At 33.0% G+C, this 19,595-nt stretch carries 22 protein-coding genes and 1 tRNA gene; 19 read left to right on the top strand and 4 right to left on the bottom strand.

All coding sequences use genetic code 11. From position 1 onward, the window contains the following. Window positions 1-553: 553 nt before the first annotated feature. Window positions 554-644 (bottom strand) — tRNA-Ser (locus AACL20_RS02455). Between the two features lie 166 nt (window positions 645-810). Between AACL20_RS02455 and AACL20_RS02450 the strand changes: the two genes are divergently transcribed. Further along, a complete protein-coding gene (locus AACL20_RS02450) occupies window positions 811-1,029 on the top strand; it encodes a cold shock domain-containing protein (protein WP_339042360.1) in 219 nt (72 codons plus the stop codon). A gap of 90 nt (window positions 1,030-1,119) precedes the next feature. Then, window positions 1,120-1,245 carry a type B 50S ribosomal protein L36 gene (gene ykgO / locus AACL20_RS02445; RefSeq protein ID WP_339052507.1) on the top strand — a complete coding sequence of 42 codons (126 nt, stop codon included), beginning with the start codon at window positions 1,120-1,122 and terminating at the stop codon, window positions 1,243-1,245. A gap of 815 nt (window positions 1,246-2,060) precedes the next feature. Here ykgO and argH read toward each other — a convergent pair. Next, window positions 2,061-3,512 (bottom strand): argininosuccinate lyase, encoded by a 1,452-nt coding sequence (argH, locus tag AACL20_RS02440; protein WP_339042356.1) that lies wholly within the window; start codon window positions 3,510-3,512, stop codon window positions 2,061-2,063. Window positions 3,513-3,805: 293 nt separating this feature from the next. Between argH and AACL20_RS02435 the strand changes: the two genes are divergently transcribed. The 13 genes from AACL20_RS02435 (at window position 3,806) to AACL20_RS02375 (ending at window position 14,868) form a co-directional block, all read left to right on the top strand. After that, window positions 3,806-4,537 carry a TlpA disulfide reductase family protein gene (locus tag AACL20_RS02435; protein ID WP_339052506.1) on the top strand — a complete coding sequence of 244 codons (732 nt, stop codon included), beginning with the start codon at window positions 3,806-3,808 and terminating at the stop codon, window positions 4,535-4,537. A gap of 1,192 nt (window positions 4,538-5,729) precedes the next feature. Further along, on the top strand, window positions 5,730-6,071 hold the full coding sequence (locus AACL20_RS02430) for a hypothetical protein (protein ID WP_339052505.1): 342 nt from the start codon (window positions 5,730-5,732) through the stop codon (window positions 6,069-6,071). A gap of 42 nt (window positions 6,072-6,113) precedes the next feature. Beyond that, window positions 6,114-6,512 carry a hypothetical protein gene (locus AACL20_RS02425; protein ID WP_339052504.1) on the top strand — a complete coding sequence of 133 codons (399 nt, stop codon included), beginning with the start codon at window positions 6,114-6,116 and terminating at the stop codon, window positions 6,510-6,512. 10 nt (window positions 6,513-6,522) lie between these two features. Next, window positions 6,523-6,822 (top strand): hypothetical protein, encoded by a 300-nt coding sequence (locus AACL20_RS02420; RefSeq protein WP_339052503.1) that lies wholly within the window; start codon window positions 6,523-6,525, stop codon window positions 6,820-6,822. Between the two features lie 28 nt (window positions 6,823-6,850). Next, window positions 6,851-7,378, top strand: coding sequence for a hypothetical protein (locus AACL20_RS02415; protein WP_339052502.1), 528 nt, complete (start codon window positions 6,851-6,853; stop codon window positions 7,376-7,378). 29 nt (window positions 7,379-7,407) lie between these two features. Continuing rightward, window positions 7,408-8,228 (top strand): IS5 family transposase gene (locus AACL20_RS02410; RefSeq protein ID WP_339051669.1). Its coding sequence is split into 2 segments (ribosomal slippage): window positions 7,408-7,795 and window positions 7,795-8,228, totalling 822 coding nucleotides; the frame shifts between segments, so codons are not numbered across the junction. Between the two features lie 69 nt (window positions 8,229-8,297). After that, window positions 8,298-9,044, top strand: a complete 747-nt coding sequence (locus tag AACL20_RS02405; RefSeq protein WP_339052501.1) for a hypothetical protein — start codon at window positions 8,298-8,300, stop codon at window positions 9,042-9,044. Between the two features lie 99 nt (window positions 9,045-9,143). Then, window positions 9,144-9,407 carry a hypothetical protein gene (locus tag AACL20_RS02400; protein WP_339052500.1) on the top strand — a complete coding sequence of 88 codons (264 nt, stop codon included), beginning with the start codon at window positions 9,144-9,146 and terminating at the stop codon, window positions 9,405-9,407. Between the two features lie 327 nt (window positions 9,408-9,734). Then, window positions 9,735-9,917, top strand: coding sequence for a hypothetical protein (locus AACL20_RS02395; protein WP_339052499.1), 183 nt, complete (start codon window positions 9,735-9,737; stop codon window positions 9,915-9,917). A 158-nt stretch (window positions 9,918-10,075) separates the two neighbouring features. Then, the gene (locus AACL20_RS02390; RefSeq protein ID WP_339052498.1) at window positions 10,076-11,980 is read left to right on the top strand and encodes a hypothetical protein; all 1,905 of its coding nucleotides are present in this window, start codon (window positions 10,076-10,078) and stop codon (window positions 11,978-11,980) included. Between the two features lie 632 nt (window positions 11,981-12,612). After that, window positions 12,613-12,960 (top strand): serine protease, encoded by a 348-nt coding sequence (locus AACL20_RS02385; protein ID WP_339052497.1) that lies wholly within the window; start codon window positions 12,613-12,615, stop codon window positions 12,958-12,960. After that, on the top strand, window positions 12,933-14,009 hold the full coding sequence (locus AACL20_RS02380) for a S1C family serine protease (protein ID WP_339052496.1): 1,077 nt from the start codon (window positions 12,933-12,935) through the stop codon (window positions 14,007-14,009). The genes AACL20_RS02385 and AACL20_RS02380 overlap by 28 nt, the downstream gene beginning before the upstream one ends. Before the next feature lie 97 nt (window positions 14,010-14,106). Then, window positions 14,107-14,868: an OmpW family outer membrane protein gene (locus tag AACL20_RS02375; RefSeq protein ID WP_339052494.1), complete on the top strand. Its 762-nt coding sequence runs from the start codon at window positions 14,107-14,109 to the stop codon at window positions 14,866-14,868. A 640-nt stretch (window positions 14,869-15,508) separates the two neighbouring features. Here the strand turns inward: AACL20_RS02375 and cutA are convergent. Continuing rightward, window positions 15,509-15,829, bottom strand: coding sequence for a divalent-cation tolerance protein CutA (cutA, locus tag AACL20_RS02370; protein ID WP_339052493.1), 321 nt, complete (start codon window positions 15,827-15,829; stop codon window positions 15,509-15,511). A 601-nt stretch (window positions 15,830-16,430) separates the two neighbouring features. Here cutA and rpmH point away from each other — a divergent pair. The 4 genes from rpmH (at window position 16,431) to AACL20_RS02350 (ending at window position 18,703) form a co-directional block, all read left to right on the top strand. Further along, window positions 16,431-16,571, top strand: a complete 141-nt coding sequence (rpmH, locus tag AACL20_RS02365; RefSeq protein ID WP_339042333.1) for a 50S ribosomal protein L34 — start codon at window positions 16,431-16,433, stop codon at window positions 16,569-16,571. After that, the gene (locus AACL20_RS02360; RefSeq protein ID WP_339052492.1) at window positions 16,564-16,947 is read left to right on the top strand and encodes a ribonuclease P protein component; all 384 of its coding nucleotides are present in this window, start codon (window positions 16,564-16,566) and stop codon (window positions 16,945-16,947) included. The genes rpmH and AACL20_RS02360 overlap by 8 nt, the downstream gene beginning before the upstream one ends. A 226-nt stretch (window positions 16,948-17,173) precedes the next feature. After that, window positions 17,174-17,557, top strand: coding sequence for a YraN family protein (locus AACL20_RS02355; protein WP_339052491.1), 384 nt, complete (start codon window positions 17,174-17,176; stop codon window positions 17,555-17,557). Window positions 17,558-18,058: 501 nt separating this feature from the next. Then, window positions 18,059-18,703, top strand: coding sequence for a hypothetical protein (locus AACL20_RS02350; protein ID WP_339052490.1), 645 nt, complete (start codon window positions 18,059-18,061; stop codon window positions 18,701-18,703). A gap of 245 nt (window positions 18,704-18,948) precedes the next feature. Here the strand turns inward: AACL20_RS02350 and AACL20_RS02345 are convergent, their stop codons facing one another. Further along, window positions 18,949-19,449: a DNA-3-methyladenine glycosylase gene (locus AACL20_RS02345; RefSeq protein ID WP_410519915.1), complete on the bottom strand. Its 501-nt coding sequence runs from the start codon at window positions 19,447-19,449 to the stop codon at window positions 18,949-18,951. Window positions 19,450-19,595: the final 146 nt, after the last annotated feature.

Genomic DNA, 19,595 nt, shown 5'->3' with positions numbered 1-19,595 from the left:
ATTAGCAACTCGCGTTAATTAATAGATTGCTACGTATATAAAACTTTATTAAATAAAGTTTTATAGTAGATTTTTACTTTACAAAATATCTCATTTGCATTTGCACTAGTGAACTATTGCAAGCATAAGAAATACAATGCGCTAGTTGCAAATTATTTTATAATTGGTTATTTGTCCTGAATACTGCGCTACAGGCCAAGTCGCTTAAATTAATTAAAAATGGATTGTAACATCTATATTCGCTGGTTTTATTTGCAAATATAGCTAATGCTCAGCAATGTTTTATTGCGAAGGAAAAAGATAAAATTATTCAACAGATAGAAGATTGCGATGTGAGATAGGCATCATGTAGTACCTTTAAAATTCCTATTAGCTTAATAGGTTATGACTCAGGAATTTTTTTGATGCAACTAACCATTCATGGCCTTTCCAAAAAGGTTATTCAGGTTTTCTATATACATGAAAATAAGATCAGACACCAAAGAGTTGGATGAAAAATAGTTGCATTTGATATTTGCAAATATAAACTATGACCTCTATGGTTAAAGAAATCTGGCGGATGGAGTGGGATTCGAACCCACGGTACGCTCTTCACGCACGCCGGTTTTCAAGACCGGTGCCTTAAACCGCTCGGCCATCCATCCAATGATAGCTTTTAACAGAACAATAGCTTCTTATCAAGCATTTTCTAATAAAATAAGTGTATACTTTGCAGTCTTTTTGGGATACAATGAATTGTTGCTCATGGTTATGTCGTTATTGATTATACCATGCTGCTGTGATCGCAATTTTTTTTTACTAAGTAAATACATGAAGTACACTGGCATAGTGAAGTGGTTTAACCACACTAAAGGTTATGGGTTTATAGCTTCCGATTCTGAAGACTGCAATGAGGGTAAGGATGTTTTTATACACAAAACTGCCCTTGAGAGAGCAAGAATTGATTCTCTTAAGGAAGGTGATAGGATTACCTTTGAGATAAAAAAATTTAACGGAAAAGTTTCCGCTGAAAATGTTTCGTTAGCATAGATCTCTGTAAAAGGGAGTTGCTATATACATATAGTTGCTCCTTTTTTTATTTTTATATATTTTTATAGATATAATATTTTAATTAGAGTTATGAAAATTCTGTCATCATTAAAGTCTGCAAAAAAAAGAGATAGAAATTGTAAAATGATTATACGTAAAGGTAGAGTATATATAATCAACAAAACAAATCCTAAATTCAAAGCAAAGCAGGCTTAGTTAGCAAACAAAAGCTAATAACTAATGGCACAATTAATCATATAAGTTGTAGCTACTATTATAGAGACTGAGATATACAAAATAAGATGCATGCTTTATGCATGTCTCTCATAAAAGACTTATATAAATAGTTGAGCCTTTAGCCTTTATAATGATAAAAAATAATATTATATCCAGCCTCACCTAAGACATTCCTAAACAGTCTCTGATATATAAAGCATAGAAACTCCAAGCATTACTCTAATGTTTCTTCGATACCTACAGATTTTCTTCACATTTAGCAAAGATAAAACCAGACGAACACAATCTATTGCATATCTTAAGTCTTTCTTATTTAACTGATAACACAGTGACTGCACGTGCACTGTCTTTGGCTAGATGTTATATTATCTATTGGCATGACGCAAAGGCTAACTGCTTTTTGAAGTCACCTGCGTCATAACTCTAAGAAACGCAGGATTTATTTGGCTTGCAAGCAATGACGATGCCTCAGAATCCAGCAGAAAAAGTTTCAAGTATCGAGCAAATTATATATCCAACAATTAGCACATGGCAGTTCTAAAAGCTAATTTTTGTACGTTTAACTTTCCGAAAAATCGATTTGCTCAGCAAATCGATTTTGACAGACAGACTATATAAATATATATACTCGCTATATTTCAAAAATTTATGCCTTGCAGACCGCTTGTTATGCATTGACTATACACTGCTTTGCGTTCTTTCTAGCTCTTTTTGAAATATAGTTTCGTATCAAACAGAAATACCAGCTCTTCATTTACCAGAGGTACATTATCCGTTATGCTTGAGGCGCGAGACTACATATACTCACGCCTTGCAGCTCTGATAGCTTTTCTGACCTTAACTGGGTTTGTACCCCCTGCACTCCTTCTGCTTATCACAGCTCTTGATGATATAAAAACACTATATATGCCTTCGTTTATCTTCGGATCTATTTCTTGTAATTCACCAAGCTCCAATAAAGAAAGCTTCTTATTTTTTTGCATAGCATGTTTTATGATTTGTCTTGTGACGCAAGCAGCACGTTCATGAGTCATCTCAGCTGAACCTATTAACCAATCCATGAGATCATAAGCTGTGGAATAACCATACTGCGCAGCTTCTTTAAATTCTTTGCGATATACAATGAAATCTGCAGTAAGAGCAGCCATTATATTAATCGAGTTGAATAATGTATCATATGAATCAAAAACAGGCTCTGAAACCTCTTGTAAGTCTTGTGTAATGTCGTTATCAAGCGACTTCATTATCGTCATAATATTGAACATATTGCCGTATACGCGCCCAATCTTCGCTCTAACGACTTCTAATATTTCAGGATAATAACGATTTGGCACAACATGATCTTGAGTTACAAGATCTTTCGAGAAAGATATAAAATTACAATATGGACTTTGCCAATGTATTAAATCTTCTACCATGCGTGTTATATGCATCATAGCAGTAGAAACTGCGGCAGTAAAATCTATAGCAAAGTCTCTATCTGTCACTGCATCTAACGCATTTTGCACAATTCCATCAAAGCCTAAAGCTTTTGATGTCATTTCTCTACTTATATGTAGAGCAGTTCCGACACCCATATACGCACCAAAAGGTGACTTATTAAGCCTTACTCTAGCTTCTCTAAACCTTTGCCTATCTCTCCCAAACATCTCGACATAAGACAACAGCTTATGACCTAATGACACAGGAGGACCAACCTGATTATGAACGTAACTTGGCACGACCATCTTAACGTTTTCTTCAGCTTTATCTATTAATGCTGCTTGCAGATTTTGTAAAACAGAATCAAGCACATCGCAAGCATCACGCATCCAAAGTCTCAGATCTCCTGAATACTGTTCTCCACTTGATCTTGCAATTTTTAGATAGTTTGTAACTTCACCAAGTGTATCATCAAGACATGATTCTAAAAACGCGTATATGTTTCTGGAATCTCCACCTATTACTATCTTTTTTGCTATTATCTCTTTTTTAAGCTTATCCAAAGCTCTGATAATCCTTTTTGCATCATGCTCAGGTACTATATTACGCTTTAGACACATCCGCATCTGAGCTTTCATAGACTCTATTGCAACAGAATACAGTCTGTTATCATATGATATAGAACTCAGTATCTTGCTACTTAATGCATCACGACTACTGGAAAAATAGCCTCCCCACAAAGACTTTGTCACCCCTTCAACTTGAGCAACAGAAGAGACAACATTATCGCGAGTATGCCCTAAATTTATTTTTGCTCCATTCATTTTATGAACAACCACACTAAATCAATTAATATTTAATTATTTAAAAACACATCACAAAACCATATCATAAGCATATTAAGATATGCATAATCCACTATGTAGTTTGAAGCAACTTTTTAATACCTTCACACAATAAATTGTTAATTTTATATGTGCAAGGTAACTTAAGCTAGGTTCATATACTAAACAAAAATGTATAGTTATATGAAAACAGCCTAGAACTACAAACTGTTTATAGTTGGACTATAAACACATACTTTAAAAACTAATGCCTGCAATTAATAGCGATAAAAATGTCCAGATATGTTTATTTTTTTGTAACTTTTCTTTTGTTTTACCCTACGGCATCTTTAGGAATCATAAATAAGCTACCAAATAAAACTGGTCTACTTATAACTGAATCCTATTCCGCTAATAAAATTTTTACTAGAAAGTTTTCAACCATAAATGATTTTCTCTCAACTGGTAAAAATAATAATATTATTATAACGAGTAATACAACCTATTATAAAAATCAACAGTATCTTATACATAGCATTAAGAATACTATGACAACGATGCAAAATGTTGACGAAGTTAAGAATTTATATAGGATGCCAGATGTTACATTTTTTGATGAATCTGACAACCAATATACAACTAAAACTTTTAATCACAGCCTTATAGTAATGTATTTCTGGGCAACTTGGTGCTTAGAATGTACAGAAGAGCTTGTACAACTGAATCAATTACAGAAAAGACTACTATACGAAGACATATACGATATCGTAATATTGCCAATCTCAGTCGATTTTAAAAATATCGATACTATATATGAACTGTATCAAAATAAGAAAATAGACAAAATAGGCTTATTTATAGATAAACAGCGAATGTTGATGAATACATTAAACATACGCTCTCTACCCAGCACTGTCTTAATCAGCAAACAAAACGTAGTGATTGCCAATATCAACAAAAACACACCTTGGAACACTAAAGAAACTTACGAAGCTTTAGTGCAATTAAGGGATTGGGGATTATAGTGCATTTTTAAATATCAGTCAACGCTATCGAATAGAAAGATATAAATTTCTATCAAAGTTTTGCTATATAAAATTCGTATAACGCAATAAAATATACAAAATAAGATCCTATATGTAAAGGTTACATTACAAGATTGTTGTAAAAATATTCTTTCATACAGAATTCCATAGAGTTTTTAGCACTTTAAAAGTACACTATAAATAAGATTTTATTACAGATGATGATCGATATACTTACATAAAGTTGCAGCTCACTAATCCGCATATATATCTGATCACACGATATCTTATGAGCAATAAGAAGAAAAAATATATAAAATATCAAATTCATTACATATGCTTATGCAGCACATATATATGCTATAAATATATATTATATAGCTCAAAATTTATCTATTTCAAGCGCGATATACAAAGCAAACGAGATATAATACAAAAATCGCATCAAAATATCAAAATGATTTTTCTTGCACACTCTATAGAACTAGTACGCAAAATAAGTCATTAATCCAAAGATTTCAACTCCTCTAAGATTTTATAATCTCTATGAATCTTTAATACTAACTACCAAAGTCATAGCATATAGTAGCCACGTATCTTGTTAGAAAATTTAAGATTAGATTTGAGTAAGCTGTGCTAGAGGCGCAGCTGCAAAGAGTACACTTAAATTTTTAAAATTTTAAAAAAGATGCAGCTAAAGCGTTCTATGATTTGTGGAGTTGGAATAAGATCATTATCGCATCAACTCTACAAACAGAAATCTTGATACAAAAGATCGCTTTATCAATGACAAACAAAAAACTTACTATTTTACGTAAGTTACTAATTATTAGACTTCTTCAGAAATCAGATTTTAGTGAAGCAAGGAGTATTCTGAAAGTAGCGTAACAACAAAGTAATCCGCAACCAGAACAAGCATTTGCAAAGAAGTCTATTCTATAAATTCGCGACTCTATCATCAAATATTCGACTCTCTAAGTGACTCCAATCAAGTTCATAGATTTTATCGCATATATCATATTCATGAATCATATTTAACATAATGCTCAATGAAGTGAATATAAAAATTTATCATATATTATTTATTCAAAAATTTTTGTAAAAGCTAGCTTACCAAATAAAGGTTTATTATATATCTTTTTATATAAGCAATTTTATCATATAACTTATATAATGCAGAAGATTAGAATATATGGCTAATAAATCTAGAAATTCGCAAAATGTTTTCCATAACATAGAAATCGACAATACAGCACTTGAAGAGGATATTGAGCTCAATAATACAAGAGCACTTTGGCGAGCAGCTATAATGCAGAAGCTTCTTGATGCAGCTAGCAACTCTAAGAAAAGATCAGCCTATAAAAGCAAGATACAAGCTATACAATGGTTAAAGGGCGACAGTAAAGATTTTACGCTTGTATGCTTTTTAGCTGATATGTCGCCAAGTTATGTAAAATCAAAGGCGGCAGCTGCTATGATGAGAGGCTGCAAATGGAGAGATGATCGGCGTATTGCCAAGCCATTGACGATCTAAAATATAGCATGATAATTTACATGATAAAATTATATCGAGCTCATGTCTGAACAAATATCTAAAAATCTTTCTTATATTTCTGTGCTAATAGACGGAAAAAAGTATGAGTTAAAAAACCTTAAGCTCATAAATTTTCATATAGAGAACAAATTTTTGTATAATAATTCAATTAATGCTTATCAATCTACGTCGATTCAAAGCTCTGAGGGCAAAAATTTTTGCGTGACTTTTGGGGGGATTTTTGCAAAATACACAAGCGAATTAGAAAAAATCGCTAAGATTGCATCATCTAATTCAGGATACGACATAACAATCGCAATAAAAGATTTCCAATCGATAAATGGCATATTTTTTATAAAAAAATATGAATTTTCCGCCTTGGAAACGTCGTTTAATGCATTTAAGATAATATTAGAATCTTCTAAATTTCAATTTTTATAGTATAACCATTATGATTAAAGCAAATATTAATCAAAAGTCAATTTTAGATAATAAAAAATGCAAATCATCTCAATATAAGAATATATATGATCAACAAGATATGCTTAAAGCGCTACTAGAATATTGCGACCAAAAATTCGCTTCAAATGAAGAAATCAAATTGCTTATAACAAATATCACAAATAAAATTGAAATAAAATTAGCTAAACTGCATACAGAATTATTTCGTTGGTTTATCGGTAGTAGTTTAGCGCAAACATCAATCTTAATCTGCAGCATTATAGCTCTTCTTCAGGTTTTTATCAGGTGAATTTGCTCAATATAATATAAAAGCAATAATGCAGCTTTTTTATAAAAAGAAACAAAATCATATTATATCTAAAATATTTTCTAAGTTAATATCTACGGATTTTAAGAGTTTTCTGCGAAAAGTTTTCCTGCAATTAAATCCAGCAGCTAAGTTCTATGACAACTGGCATATAGACTTGATAATTAATTACCTGCTTGCCATAGAAGCAGGTAAGCTTAATAGATTGATTATTAATATGCCTCCCCGCTCCTTAAAATCTGTATCTATTAATGTTGCATGGAGTGCATGGCTGCTTGGTCAAAATCCTGCCTGCAGAATAATTTCTATAAGTTATAGCAAAGCTTTAAGTCAAAAGCATGCTAATGACACAAGAATAATCATGAATTCAGAATGGTATCAAAACGCGTTTCCTTCCACTAAAATCCTTGACGGATGTAATACGCATAGCAAATTTATGACAACGCAAAACGGCTTTAGAATGGCTTGCTCAACTTGTGGAACACTCACTGGTGAAGGAGGAGATATAATAGACCTCTTGCATAACCATATAAATTGATTAAAATCCTTGATTTTATCAAGGATAACATGAAGTTTGAAAACATCAAAGATGAATACGCAGAAGAGTTTCGCAGGCTTACTGGCATTAAACGAGGAACGTTTGAAGTTATACTAAGTATATTAAAAGAAGCTGAAGCTATTTTAAAGTCTCAAGGTGGAAAACCCAATAAATTGGCTTTAGAAGATCGATTACTCATGACGCTTGAGTACTTGCGTGAATACAGGACATATTTTCATATTTCCCGCAGTTATGGAATAAGTGAAAGTGCCTGTTATCGTAATATACGTTGGATTGAAGATACTCTAATTAAAGATAAACGATTTTCACTACCTGGACGTAAAGCATTACTAAAAAGCGATTCTGAATACGAACTTGTGTTAATTGATGCTACTGAAACACCGATAGAACGACCTAAAAAAAACAGAAGCACTTTTATTCGGGAAAAAAGAGGCGACATACTCTAAAAACTCAGCTTATTGTGGATAAAAGGAAAAAAGAAATCATTTGCACTAATTTTTCTAATGGCAAGCGTCATGATTTCAGGTTATTTAAAGAATCCGGAGTTCACATCCACCCTGAGATTAAAGTTCTTACAGATACTGGTTATCAAGGCATTGATAAGTTGCATTATAATTCAGAGTTACCAAAGAAAAAGACAAAAAAGCGACCACTAAGCAGGAAAGATAAAAAGAAAAATCGTCAATTGTCTAGTGAACGTGTTTTAAATGAAAACGTCATAGGCATGATCAAACGATTTAAAATTATCGCTGATCGTTATAGGAACAGAAGAAAACGATTCGGTTTAAGGTTTAATTTACTTGCTGGTATCTATAACTTTGAGCTTTAAATAGGTTATGCAAGAGGTCTAATAATTTTAGATGATCCAGTTAGCCCAATACAAGCAATGAGCGAAAAAATGAGAGAAAAAGCTGCTCACTGGTTTGAAAATACCTTATATTCCAGGTTAAATGATAAAAGATCTGGCGCTATCTTAGTTGTAACACAACGCTTGCATACTAAGGATTTATGTAGTTTTTTACTGAATAGATACTCAAACTGGACGCATTTAAAAATTCCATTCATCGCAGAGGAAACTTCTCTAATAAATTTTGGTGAATTTCAGCATTATAGAAAAAAAGGTGATATTTTATATCCTATTAGAGATGATCATTCTACTGTTGATGAAATGCGCAAAGGAGCAGGGTTATATGCATTTTCTGCGCAATATCAACAAGAGCCAATAAATTTCAGTAATAGTATTATAAAACCTAATTGGATAATAAGGTATAAAACGCCTGTTGAACATCATATGATATATCAAAGCTGGGATTTTGCTATTAAATCTGGAGAGTCAAATGACTATAGTGTGTGCACAACATGGAGCATATTGAATGATTGTTACTACTTAATAGACGTACTGCGGATCAAAGTAGAATATCAGAGTGCGAAAATTATATTCATAGATCATTATAAAAGGTTTAATCCTGAAGTAGCTTTGGTGGAAGATAAAGCATCAGGTCAACAAATTATTCAAGAATTTAAAAACAGTGCATTTAACATCATACCTATAGAGCCAAAATATGATAAAGTTTTGAGGTTACAACTTATATCTTCTTTTTTTGAATCCGGACGGATTTTTTTCCTGAAAATGCAGAATGGCTAACGCAACTTGAACAAGAACTGTTTTTATTTCCAAATGCTAAGCATGATGATCAGGTTGATTCCATTACTCAATTCTTAAATTGGGTACGCAGCACAAGAAATGAAAGCTCAATTTATTATAAAATTGGAAAAATATAATGCAATTTGTCAATTTGGCTTTGATATAGACAGATCATTCTTAATGGGTTTGATCTCTGGAGTGGATGAGAATAGCAATGCCTATAAAGCCGGGCTCAGGAATGGTATGAAGCAGATTTATTTCATGTTGGGTGGTGCAAAAAATGATCTCAAAGATTTTGAAGTGAAGATCGAAATAGAAAATCCAGATCATAGCAAGCAATCTATAAAATATAGCGCTCTGTGAGAAATTATGCCGCCATATTATAAATAAATTTGTAATAAATTTATTATTCTCATAATGAAATTTTAAAGATCCATATAAATCAAAGAAAAACACAAAATAATTAAATTTATCGCTTGTGATGCGCTATTCACACTGCTATAATCGCCGCTAAGAAATAAAAATGCCATGGGCTTGGGGCGAATATATAATTTCAACTAACAAAAGGTAAATTAATATGGGATATGAATCATATGAACTTCAAATTAATGATATTTATGGATTTCAAGATTACGGCGATCAATATGGCATTTTCAGGTAAAGAGTCCTTTTGCTGATAGCTCTGGATATATGGAAACTGCAAAGGTTTGCTATTACACAGAGCAAGGAATTTATACTTGTGTTGGAACGGATGGACAAAGTGGAGAGGTTGGTATATGCGTTGGTGGCTGTCCAAGAGGGCCCATTATTGAAAATCACAATTTTCAAAGAGGCGGCGGTCGTATATATGGCTTCGGCCGTGGCGGATGGTAACGCATATTACCTTAGCAACAGCTAGGTAATTCTTATCCCTACTGTTTAAAAAAGGTGAGTCGAAATCCTGTAAAGTATTTACTCGCCTTTATTGCTTTTATCTACTGATGCATATGAAAAAATTTATCACTAACTTATGAGGTGAAATGCGGTATTTTATGGCTTTAGCGCTGCTTATAGGTGCTACTTGTATATATTTTGCGAGCTTTGCAAATATAGAGGCACTTGCAAAGCAGGCGAATCAGATATCTTTAGAAAAAGAGATGCAGGTTGCTGGTAATAGCAAAACAGACAAATCAAATTTGTCATCTTCCCCAAAAAAGCCTAAAGCTAGTAGTAAGGTTGTTAATTATAAGATATCAACTAAAGATGATCTTAGCGCTTTTTTGATTGATGTAAAATTTCAAGGGCATAGCTCTGGTAAAACTTTGATCTACATTCCAGCGCTTTCTGGCATAGAGTATGAGCAATCCTCATTTAGCGCCATATCTGATAAAAAAAATTTGAAAATTGAGCGTGTGAAAGGGAATAAATGCATGCGCTCTTTCCCTTATCATTGCGAATCATTGTTGATACATCATAAACCTAATGCAGATGTTATAATCTCATACCAGGCTGAACATACAGCCGTTTCATTTGCTTCACAAAATAGCATTATTTTCAGAGGTTCTGGTGTGTTGCTATACCCAGAATTGGATAAAAATCAACCCAGCAAGATTGTCATTGATTCAAAAGCACTTGGCAAAAAAAGTGCAAAGATGATGTCAGGTGCCAGTGCATATGATATGTCAGAAGAAATGCCTACTAAACTGGAAAATCTCTTCTCTAGCTTTTATATATTCACAGATCTTGATATAAACATTAGCCCACATGATAAAGAGGCTGGCGCTCTAATTGTGACAGTAGGACTTCCGAAGGAGGCTCTGAAAGATTCTCAAGATGACGACAGCACCTCACTCTCTCATCAGTATATCACATCTCTTACAAGAAAAATCTTGGGCTTTAATGCAAAGTTTATAGATGGCATCCTTGGCAAGTATAAAACAGATGAAATCAAGGCTGTACTAATAACGCAAGATAGCAGCGCAAGTAGCATATTCATGGGAAGTGACGGAGTGAATACAGGAGATGCTATTTTTATCAGTAATCTTGAAAATTTGAAAACTTTGATCTCTCATGAAAGTATACACTCACTATTCAGAAATAGAGGGTTTTTTGCAGAATTTGGTCCTAATATGCAGTTTAATCATTTATGGTTTGCTGAAGGGTTTACTGATTATTATACATCATTACTAAACTATAGGAACGGTATTATCACAGAGCAGGAGTATATTGATAATATCAACAAATCGATTGAAGAATATTATAAGCGGGATAGAATCTTTCAAAAAATAGTTAGCGCACCTTATTCTAAAAAGACACGCATAGTTGAGCAAATACTCTTAGGCAGTGGATATACAGCAAGGGCTTTTTATAATTCTGGACAACTCGTAGCAATGGATGATGCTGGCAGGCTCATCGCCATGAACATGGATTATATGATAAGGACGAAGAGTAGTGGAAAATTTAGCTTAGATGATTTTTTGCGGAATTTAGTTAAATCGCACTGTAAGGGCGCTTCTTGCAATGTGAGCAGAGAGCAGTTTTATAGTGAATTTGCAAAGCTTCTTGGGCAAGAATTTGAGGATAAGGAAAGAAAAGATGGATTATATAGCTATATGGATCGCTATATAATTGATTTTGCGCCTATCTCACCTCCAGATACTATTCCTGAGCTAAACAGAGCTTTGTCTTATAAAAGAATCGATAATGCAATTTGTCAATTTGGCTTTGATATAGACAGATCATTTTTAATGGGTTTGATCTCTGGAGTGGATGAGAATAGCAATGCCTATAAAGCCGGGCTCAGGAATGGTATGAAGCGGATTTATTTCATGTTGGGTGGTGCAAAAAATGATCTCAAAGATTTTGAAGTGAAGATCGAAATAGAAAATCCAGATCATAGCAAGCAATCTATAAAATATAGCGCTCTGGGAGAAATTATGCTGCCATATTATAAATAAATTTGTAATAAATTTATTATTCTCATAATGAAATTTTAAAGATCCATATAAATCAAAGAAAAACACAAAATAATTAAATTTATTGCTTGTGAGGCGCTGTTAACGCTGCTATAGTCGCCGCTAAGAAATAAAAATGCCATGAGCTTGGGGCAAATATATAATTTCAACTAATAAAGAGTAAATTAATATGTGATACGAATTATATGAACTTCAAATTAATGACATTTATGGATTTCAAGATTACGGCGATCAATATGGCATTCAGGTAAAGAGTCCTTTTGCTGACGAGTCCAGTTATGTTGAAACTCTTTGTAAACGTATCAATAACGGACCGGAGTTTTGTGTAGATGCAGATCTAGAAACCGTAAAAGAAATTGCTAAAGGAACTGCTAAAGCTGCTGAAGAAGCTATTAAAGAATTTGGTGAATTTGTAGGGGAAGTGATTGTAGATACTACTCATATTATTGGAGAAGTAGGTGAGGCTGTTGGAGAAATTGTTGTAGATGTTGCTGCACTTCCGCTAGGTATCCTTGGTGCTATCTTTGGGTAAGTTATATTAGCATTTGCTGAGGAAGTTATAAGGCTTTGGGATGATTTACAAATGGTAGAAAAACATTGAAGCGCAATTCACAATGGAGCATTTAAACAAAGCTATCGTTACTATAAGAAGCATATTACATGGTTCTATATATGGAGCGCAGAGTGCAATTGCAACAGCCAAGGGATTCATATTGGATAAGAAGAATGGATTATTGCTCACAAATAAGCATATAGCGAATAAAACATTAATACAGGATTTATATGTAACATTCTTCAACAATCATCATGTAGCAAGCAGCCTTTTGTATAACGATCCTGAGCATGATTTTGCAATAATTCAGGTTGCAGCTTATGAAGTCCCAGAGGCTTGCATGCAACTGCGTTTAAGTGAAGTGCTGGTGAAGCGGTTTATATGCTGCTATATAATGAAGACGGAGTGAATAATTTCAGGTATGGGGTCGTGCTGGATCCTCATGTTTCTATGGGTTACTTCTCAACGCATGTAATACTGACAAATCTGCGTGCAGGATATGGAGATAGCGGCTCTCCAATTTGTAACAAAGATGGGGAAGTGGTAGGGATTCAGTTTGCGGCTGCAAGTGGCAAGGCTGTGGCAATATATGCTAAGTATATTGCTGATGCTATGGAATACTTGATGAAAAGCGAAATTCCTCCGCGTTATAGCTTAGGCGTAACATTAGGTTATTGCAAATTAGGAGATTTATTGAAGTTCGCTTCTTTTCCGCAAGCTGACGCAATACAACATATGCAAAATTATAGCATGTGTTCTGGTAAGATGTTATGTGTAAAATCGTCTCTAAGCATTCCGAATTTACAAAACAACCTTACTTCACTGGATGTTGTGCTGGAAGCAAGCGGCGAATGGGTCGGTTGCAATCTCTATAAATTTCAACAAATCGTGAACACTGCAAGTTATGGAATAGAGCTTGTGATATTCAGAAACGGTGTGATGAAAATCTTTAGTGCACAAAAGTACAGCCTTTATAGATATGAGGTTAGTAAAGCTATCTATATTAATGGCGCAACGTTATACGAGGCGGATGAATTTACGCATATCACTACAGGCGCTCCTATAGGTAGCGTATTTGTGCAGAACGTTCCTAAAGATTCAATGCTGCATAGCATAGATATGTCGGAAATAAAGCAATTTGCTGCGATTCCAATTTCGAATATAGATGAAATGCTAAGCGCCGCATATTTTTGTATACACAAAGAGCACTTCGTACTTTACAGCGTGAGCTATAAATCTAGTTTGTATTTTAATAATGCGTTTATAAATAATCGTACAATTATTGCAAATTATATTTCTTTGCCTAAGAACACCGCAGAAATAGCGTTGTTACAGTATAGCGATAATGCGTGGCATAGAACTTCACTTCTGGATGAGACATCTAAGCATGGCATGTGTGTTAATTATGGCATGTCTGATTTTTTTGAGACTATGCCGCACGAAGAATATATACAATAAGCGCTTTCTAGCTTTGCTGCATCAATCACGTATGGATATGCAATAAAGTGCACAGAGCGCTTTAATTTTTGCTAATCAATTTCAAATAGAGAATAATATGAGACAGAATTTTGGGATAATTTTTTATATAACATTTGCAACTACACTTTATGCTTATTCGGCGAATGCTGAAAATAAAAATACAGGTCTGGCAGGCTCCAAATATGTGAAAGGGAGTGCTGGATATGCTACTGCTAGGTATAGCGGTATACAAGAGAAACAAGATCTTAGTGCTTTAGGCCTCAGCAAGGAAACAAGCTTTGTTGGCACTGTGCCACTTCGAAGCTTTACACCAGAGATTGCTTTTTGTTATTACTTGACAGATAGTATAAGAACCGAACTTGCGGTTAGTACGTCTCTTTTAAAAGGTGAAAATTCAGAAAATTTGCCAAGTGTAGGAAACGATGTGGTAGGCATACAAAACGTAAAAATACGTGAATCGGATATATTTTTAAACGGATATTATGACTTTAATACTAGTGGTAGTGTTAGGCCGTATGTGAAACTAGGTGTCGGTTATATGTTTATGAAAAAGACAAGCACTATATCGAATGCAAATGTAGACTTTGCTAATATGGAACGTAAGTTTAATAATCTCGCTGCAGCTGCTGGGATTGGCATATTATACAATGTATCTGATAAATTTTTCTTAGATATTGGATATACGGCAAAATTTGCATTCAAGACAAATGAGACATATTCGATTACACGCTCTGAAGAGAATACAAAAAAATTAAGTGATATACCTAGTATAAAAGGAGAGTGCTTAGCTAAAAACTCTTTTGGTACCCTCTCCATTGCAGTTGGTTTTCGTTTCTAGATTCTTTTGAAATTCTAAACTAGTCCATTCCGAAGAATCTGTATGGCGCAAGTTGTAAATTAAAAATTAAGCATTTATTTGCTACGCAAATCAATTTTTGGCGGATGGACTAGAAAATTTTATGTCTTACAGTTTCTGGTGCGCTAAGTATTGGCATGTTTCCAGAGAAAGATTTGGAAAGTTCGATTCAGCATGCGGAAAAAATTACTGGGCAGGTGCACCAAAAATCTCAGAAGCGGCATAAAATGATGTTTAGAGTGTCAAAATAGCGCTTTAAATTTGTAAGAAAATGTTATAATAAACGCAAAAACCTTACGGATTTTGTGAAAGCAGTGTTTGCGGGGCACATGAGTAATAAATATATACAAAAAATTAGCGTAGGGCCGATCTAAAAGCTAATTTTTGTATATTTAATTTTCTGTAAAAGTTTATTTTTGACAGATAGACTAATTAATATGGGCCTTCTCATTTTCTTTTGGCTGCTTAATATGAACGGCTCGACTCATTCCTTAAATTTACAATCGCTCATAGGATATTTTCTTATATGCAACATAAGTTTCACAAGACTCCTTATACTACATGACGACATTCTAGAATATTAAAATTATTTTATTAACAGTGCAATGATGTATAATTTTATTCAAGAGAGAATGCGCGCAACATATTTATAAAAATCATTCGAGGTTGCTGCATGCCACAGCAGTAACGCTGGGGTTTTATATGTATGTTCTTTTAAAATAAACTCAGAAAGCTCAGCAGATTTTTCACATGTTGTTTTAAATATAACATAAACCTCTGTTTCAGATTTTAACTCTCCTTCCCATATGTAATAAGACTTCCCATTTTCTATTACGTTTGCACAAGCCGCTAATTTGTTTTCCATTACAATGTTGATGAGAAATTCCGCTTCTTCCAGTGATGAAATAGTGGTATAAACAATACATAATTCATTTTTAGTCATGTTATTATTACAAACCTCAATAATGCGAGTTGCTAATTATAAAATAATTGGCAACTATTCTCAATAGATACTGCTTTCCACAATTTTTAAACGTAAAGTTCAACAATTTTTGCTGATGAGATGTATGGCACGCTACCATTAATTAAAGCGGCAAAATAATATATATATACTCGTGATACTTTTCAAAATTTGCGTCTTAAAGATCGCTTGTTATGTATTGATTATACACATGCCTCCTTACTTCTTACTAGCTTTTTGAAGTATAATTTCATATTAATTAAATACAAACTCTTTATTTACCTATTGTATATAGCATTTTTGCTCTAATCTGTAGAAGATTTTATAGCAATTTGATTCTTAGAAAACGCGATAATCTATCTAAAAAGCAATATATTTATAGAATAAATATAATATTTATTTGATGTGCTGTGCTTTTATATCAATGCATTCAATAGTATTATTATGGATAATAGCGCTTCTTTCAGTATACTATTTGTTAGTATTAGCACGCAATTTTCTTAGGATCCTTGTTGACTCTTACAAAACATCTGTTATGATTTCCATTTTCTAGAAAATAAACTAGTTAATTAATCGTCTCAAAATGGCAACAAAAAGAACTTATCAGCCTAGTAAATTAGTAAGAAAACGTAGACACGGTTTTCGTACAAGAATGGCGACTCCTAGTGGTAGGAAGATAATAAATAACAGAAGAGCTCAAGGTAGAAAGGTTTTGAGTGCATGACTATAATAAAGTCTACGCTTGCCAAGGTCTTTTTAGAATTGTTCGAGCTTCTGACTTTGCTATACTTAAGAAAAATGGCAGCAAAATTGTCTCGAAAAGTTTCGTGCTACTTTACAGTGTTTATAGCTCTGAAGGATTTTGCATAAGGTTTGCACCGATAGCAAGTAAGAAAATCGGAGGAGCTGTGATTCGTAATAAAGCAAAGAGGGTCATTAGATCAATGATGCTTGAAGTCTTCAGATGCTCTTATAATAGATTTAATGGGATGTTAAGTCTTTTGATCATAGCGCGCCCTGCTCTACTTTCTAGAAATCATGCTACTTTAATTAAAGAGGCAAAGTATTGTATCAATAAAATTACGAGTGAAGCTCTTTAGGTCATTATGTGGTAGTTGCATTATCACTCTCAAGGTATAGGGTTTATATTTGTTGTAAACAATTATGATGCATCAAAATCCATGAGAAAAAGTGGCAAAATTGCAAAAAACCTTATGGATTCATGTTAAGTAGTATTTACTAGGTACAGTACAATTATATACCCGAAAATTAGCGCAAGACCGCGTATTTGTGACGGATAGACTTTATTATATTTCTGCATTGCTAATGAGTATAGACAAAAAGAAGGCATCTTCCTCTTATTTATACGGATTAACTTCCGAGGTGCTGGTAGCAGAATATTTAGTTGCAAATAGCTATGCTGTATTAGAAAATAGATATAGGACTCCGTATGGTGAACTTGATCTCATCGCCACTAAGAAAGGTATATTAATATTCTGCGAAGTAAAGGCAAGAAAGAAAGCAAATGTTTTCTGCTTAATATCTGAAAGACAAAAACTCAGAAACACTAATGCTGCATTATTTTTTCTATCGCAGTCTCAAGAATACGTACATTATGAAGCGCGCTTTGACTTTTTTCTAGTACTGCAAGACAGGATTGAGATGCACATAGAAAACGCGTGGGAGTGTCATATTGATCTTGCTGTCTAATAATACCTATATGGCTAAAGCAGTATAAAAGAGTCATGCTAAACTTTGTCTTTCTGATAAATTTTAAGTCAACCTCTAGCTTCAAGTAGAGTTATATTGCGATTTTAAGCGAATAAAAATTTATTCTAAATACTCGCCTGCTACGCCTATTTTATAGCATTTTAGCTATACATCAATTTAAAATAATCATTCCAGTTCTACTTTTATTATATATTAAACTCTGCAGATGTTGACGTCTAGATAATGTATCTTAATACCTCTGCAATATATTGGTGTAATATTTTAGTATATATGTTACAATCAAGTTGTATTGATTATGTATATATGACGATAATATTTCACTTAATAACATATTGAGAGCTTGCTTCATTGTCTTAGTAAAATTGTTAAGCGGTCAACATATGTGAAGTGTGTGTTATATAAACTAAAGGTTATAGCTATTGTTGATGTACTTATTCAATTGAATATTAGTAACAAAGCACAATTTTCGAAGGTTATAAAATGATATATAAGTTACGTGATAAAATAGAACGCTGCATAACAAATTCAACAAAACTTGATGAATTGGATGTATATTGCGTGTTCTATGGTAGAAAACTTTCATCATTAAAAAGCGCAGCGTTTTTTAATGCTGTCTCTGAACAAGTCATAGATGATGCGGAATTTATATCAGCTCTAAATAGTGTAGTGCAAAAACAAATAAAAGAAGCTTCAAAAATTGATTCATGGCGTGATACTTTAAGTATTTATGCTGAAAATTTTCGTATAATTAAAAAATGTGTAAATGAACAACATAATATAATAGATAAATACCTTACTTTGAATGAAACAAAAGCAGAACATTCTACTGATGATAGCCTATGTACACTGATCCCAAATTTTAACATCAGTAAGTTATCAGATCTTGGAAAGATATTGCCTTATTTAGATTTTGAATTACAAACTTCAGCATTACATGTATTTGGAGATTGGGTTGTGCGGCAAGCTATAAAGTCTGGAAGAGAAGAAGAGTATAATTACATTGTTGGTAAACTAAACTATACAGATCATTATGCTTTTACGAGTTCATGCTTAATGAATACTTATGGAGATTATTCCTGGTGTGTTACACAAGCAAACGAACACATGTTCTTACAAGCTGAATAAATTGCAGTTTGATACGTTATTCAGTGCTATTTCTTAGAAAGTAACTTATATATAATAACACAAGTAAAAGTATATTCTCACCTATTAATAAGCATCACAGACTCTGTTTTTTGATTTACCCAGTAGAAGAGTACGCTCCAAATGTATAGTTTTGAGTCAAAATACTAATGTTTTCTTATAAATCTTTACAATGTATTTCTCATATTAATTTATATAAATCCTGAAATAGTAGGATTTATATGTAATTACTGCACTAAAAAACGCCATAATTTATCTGTGCCTACCTTTATACCAATACGCGTAGTAGCAATAAATTTTGGTTTATAGTTATGATCTGTTAAGAACAAATTTTTTGAATCTAATACGCTTAGACCATTATGTTTCATATCAATTCCTAGATATTTACATAATTTTCCTGGTCCTTGTATAGTGATATCAGTAGGAGAAATTAACTTGAGACCTCTGATCAGTACACCAGCAGGAAAATCTCTAGCTTCAGTAATAATATTAAAACAATAATACATTCCATATATTAAGTATACATAACAATGTCCACCTTCTTCAAACATTATGGATGTTCTTTTTGTTTTACCTTTTGATGCATGACAAGCAGGATCATCTTGCCCTATATACGCTTCTGTTTCTGTAATAATGCCTTGATAATTATCAAAATTTAATATTTTTCCAAGCAATAACTCTGCTACTTGTAATGTTGGTTGTAAAAAAAACTCTTTTGTTAATCTCATTGACATATAATAAAGGTAAACTTTGTTTATTGATTTGATAAAATAGCTCAATCAAAATATTTCTTTGCAGTATATTCACTATATTTCAAAAATTTGCGCTTTGTGAGACCGGTTATTATGTATTTATTAATATATAATATTTGATT

The organism is Candidatus Lariskella endosymbiont of Epinotia ramella (assembly GCF_964019805.1).
Lineage (GTDB): Bacteria > Pseudomonadota > Alphaproteobacteria > Rickettsiales > Midichloriaceae > Lariskella.
This window is presented reverse-complemented; position numbering and strand designations above follow the sequence as displayed.